The organism is Actinokineospora sp. (assembly GCF_050699995.1).
Taxonomy (GTDB): Bacteria; Actinomycetota; Actinomycetes; order Mycobacteriales; family Pseudonocardiaceae; genus Actinokineospora.
The window spans coordinates 1-2,931 of record NZ_JBOHGC010000182.1 but is presented as its reverse complement, the minus strand read 5'-3'; the positions used below and the strand labels follow the sequence as shown (position 1 = coordinate 2,931).

General features: G+C 68.3%; 3 protein-coding genes and 1 pseudogene. 1 reads left to right on the top strand and 3 read right to left on the bottom strand.

The features are described 5' to 3' along the window. Both ACRDSQ_RS10015 and thiC read right to left on the bottom strand, forming a co-directional pair. Positions 1–232, bottom strand: a 232-nt coding sequence (locus ACRDSQ_RS10015) for a bifunctional hydroxymethylpyrimidine kinase/phosphomethylpyrimidine kinase (protein WP_431420570.1), incomplete at its 3' end; no start/stop codon positions are given. Positions 233–251: 19 nt separating this feature from the next. Further along, positions 252–1,907 carry a phosphomethylpyrimidine synthase ThiC gene (gene thiC, locus ACRDSQ_RS10010; protein WP_431420569.1) on the bottom strand — a complete coding sequence of 552 codons (1,656 nt, stop codon included), beginning with the start codon at positions 1,905–1,907 and terminating at the stop codon, positions 252–254. Between the two features lie 268 nt (positions 1,908–2,175). Between thiC and ACRDSQ_RS10005 the strand changes: the two genes are divergently transcribed. Then, entirely contained in the window at positions 2,176–2,736 is a 561-nt protein-coding gene (locus ACRDSQ_RS10005) for a hypothetical protein (RefSeq protein ID WP_431420568.1), read from the top strand. Here the strand turns inward: ACRDSQ_RS10005 and ACRDSQ_RS10000 are convergent. Further along, positions 2,733–2,931: pseudogene (locus ACRDSQ_RS10000) on the bottom strand (LysE family translocator); the annotation flags it as partial. The gene ACRDSQ_RS10005 and the pseudogene ACRDSQ_RS10000 sit on opposite strands and share 4 nt — an antisense overlap.

Here is a 2,931-nt window from a genome sequence, read left to right as displayed (position 1 = left end):
TCTTCGCCGCCTGCACGCCGATGTCGGTGGCGACCGCCTCGATCTGCGCGGCCACCACCTCGGGCGGGATGGTGTGGACTCCCGTGACGCCGAGGGAGTTCTGCACCGTCACAGCCGTGATCGCGGTCATCCCGTGGACCCCGCAGGCGAAGAACGCCCGCAGGTCGGCCTGGATGCCCGCGCCACCACCGGAATCGGATCCGGCGATGGTCAGTGTGCGAGGCGGAGTCATCACAGTGTGTGCTCTCCGGCTATTTCGTGTCGACGACAGGCAGGTAGACCTGCTTGCCGTGGTCGACGAACTCGCTCGACATCTCCGCCATGCCCGCCTCAATGGCCTCCACGGAGGACAGGCCGTGCTCCTCGGCGTACTTGCGCACGTCCTGGGTGATCTTCATCGAGCAGAACTTCGGGCCGCACATCGAGCAGAAGTGCGCCGTCTTGGCGGGTTCCGCGGGCAGCGTCTCGTCGTGGAACGAGCGCGCGGTGTCCGGGTCGAGCGAGAGGTTGAACTGGTCCTGCCAGCGGAACTCGAAGCGCGCCTTGGACAGCGCGTCGTCACGTTCCTGGGCGCGCGGGTGGCCCTTGGCGAGGTCGGCGGCGTGCGCGGCGATCTTGTAGGTGATCACGCCGACCTTCACGTCGTCGCGGTTGGGCAGGCCCAGGTGCTCCTTCGGCGTGACGTAGCAGAGCATCGCGGTGCCCAGCCAGCCGATCTGCGCCGCGCCGATGGCGGAGGTGATGTGGTCGTACCCAGGCGCGATGTCCGTCGCGAGTGGACCGAGGGTGTAGAACGGCGCCTCACCGCAGAGTTCCTCTTCGAGGCGGACGTTCTCGGCGATCTTGTGCATCGGCACGTGGCCGGGGCCCTCGATCATCACCTGGACGTCCTTGGCGCGCGCGATGTGCGTCAGCTCGCCCAGCGTGCGCAGCTCGGCGAACTGCGCCTCGTCGTTGGCGTCGGCGATCGAGCCGGGGCGCAGGCCGTCACCGAGGGAGAAGGTGACGTCGTACTCGCGCAGGATGTCGCAGAGTTCCTCGAAGTGCGTGTAAAGGAAGCTCTCCTTGTGGTGCGCCAGGCACCACGCGGCCATGATCGACCCGCCGCGCGAGACGATGCCGGTGACCCGCTTGGCGGTGAGCGGCACGTAGCGCAGCAGCACGCCCGCGTGCACGGTCATGTAGTCGACGCCCTGCTCGCACTGCTCGATCACCGTGTCGCGGTAGATCTCCCACGTGAGCTTGGACGGGTCGCTGTCGACCTTCTCCAGGGCCTGGTAGATCGGCACGGTGCCGATCGGGACCGGCGAGTTGCGCATGATCCACTCACGGGTCTCGTGGATGCGCTTGCCGGTGGACAAGTCCATGATCGTGTCGGCGCCCCAGCGGGCGGCCCACACCATCTTGTCGACCTCGTCCTCGATCGACGACGACACGGCGGAGTTGCCGATGTTCGCGTTGATCTTGACCAGGAACTTCTTGCCGATGATGGCGGGCTCGGACTCGGGGTGCTTGCGGTTGACTGGGATGACCGCCCGGCCGATGGCCACCTCGTGGCGCACGAACTCGGGGCTCACGCCCTCGCGCTCGGCGCAGAACCGCATCTCCTTGGTGATGATCCCGGCCTTGGCATACGCCAACTGGGTCACCGCGCCGTTCACCGGCTCGCGCTCGGCGATCCAGCTCTCCCGCAGCTTCTCGAGTCCACTGTGGACATCGATGGTCGCGTTGTCGTCGGTGTACGGACCGGAGGTGTCATAGAGATCCACGTGTTCACCGTTGGTGAGGTCCACGCGTCGGATCGGAATGCGCAGGCCATCGCCCACGTCCCGGTAGGCCTTGTGCGACCCGATGATCGGGCCGGTGGTCACGGCGGGCCGCACGGAACGGTCGTCAAGAGCGGTCAACGGAAATCCTCCCTACGCCGGCATTACCCGGTCAGGTTCATCGGTCGGCGGCACCGGGTCCAAGACGTGGACACCAGCCGCCCTCTCAGCCCGCCATGGCGCGAGCTCCCGCGTTCTTTTGTGCAGTTGTCTACTCGAACCTAGTCGGCGGACGCGGCGTTGCCAACCGAGCACTAATCTTCCTCACATGCCGCAGCCGTACCCGCCTGGAGCCCGGCGCCTCCGACGACCTGACTCGGCCGTTCCCTGCACGTCGTGCGGGGAACTGGTGGGTCGCGGTTACCTGGTGTGCGCCACGTGCACGGAGCGTGTCAACGCGTACTGGAAGGCGGACTGGGCCGCGCTGCTCGACACCGAGGGCGTCGTCGCGGGCGACCCGGAGGAGCGGGACCTGGTGGCCCGCGTGTTCGGCGCCGAACCAGGGACCTTCGCCTGGACCTGCACCGACTGGGCGCTGCGGCTCACCGTCTGCCCGACGTGCCGGGCCGAACTGGGGACCGGCGACAGCGGGTGCCTGTCCTGCGCGGGCGCCGACCAGGCCCGGTGGGCGTGGGACTACGCCGCGATGCCGACCGGGATGACGTACAACGAGCACTGCCTGCGCGTCACCGTCGCCGGTCTGCGCGCCGCCCACCGCAGGCGGGACAGCCAGGTGTCCTACTGGCGGTTGTCGCTGCCGTTCCTGCTCACCGGCGAACCGGTCGGCAAGGTCCAGGCCCAGCGGGTGCGCACCTTCTTGTTGGCCGGGCGCCAGGACGAACTGTCGTCGGTGCGTTCGTACGCGGAGATGGCCGCCCTGCCGGACCTGCCGTGGCGGGCCCTGGCTTAAGCCTCCAGCGCGAGCCGGATACCCAGCGCGATCAGCACCGCGCCGGAGAACCGCTCCAGCCGCGTCCGCACCTCGGTGCGCCGCAGCCAACCCATGACACGGGTGAGCAGGGCGACCACCAGCAGGTACCAGACGGTGTCGATCACCACCCAGAGCCCGGCGAGGGCGAGCAACACCCAGTTCGGCGCGTCGGGG